Origin of the sequence: Bacillus cereus group sp. BfR-BA-01347, from assembly GCF_022663835.1 — a bacterium.
Taxonomy (GTDB): Bacteria; Bacillota; Bacilli; order Bacillales; family Bacillaceae_G; genus Bacillus_A; species Bacillus_A thuringiensis_K.
In genome coordinates this window covers 1-349 of sequence record NZ_JAKUGG010000086.1, presented here as the reverse complement: position 1 = coordinate 349, position 349 = coordinate 1, and the positions used below count along the sequence as shown (strand labels likewise).

Genomic DNA, 349 nt, shown 5'->3' with positions numbered 1-349 from the left:
GACAGGAAAAGGCTTGACCTATGGTACATGCTCTGCCAAACTACCTGCCATGAAGAAAGAGCTTGTTTGGCTAAAAGAAGTGGATAGTATTGCGATGCAGTCGTCTGTTCGTAACCTTGCGGATGCGTATACACGCTTTTTAAAAAAACAAAACAGCGCACCGCGCTTTAAATCTAAGAAGAACAACGTACAATCTTATACCACAAAACAAACAAATGAAAATATTGCCGTTGTAGGCAACAAAATAAAGTTGCCGAAACTAGGCCTTGTTCGATTTGCCAAAAGTCGCGAAGTAGAGGGGCGTATTGTAAATGCTACAGTTAGACGGAACCCTTCTGGTAGATATTTT

General features: G+C 41.3%; 1 pseudogene. It reads left to right on the top strand.

The features are described 5' to 3' along the window. Nucleotides 1–349 (top strand): annotated as a pseudogene (locus MR143_RS32765) (IS200/IS605 family element RNA-guided endonuclease TnpB); the annotation flags it as partial.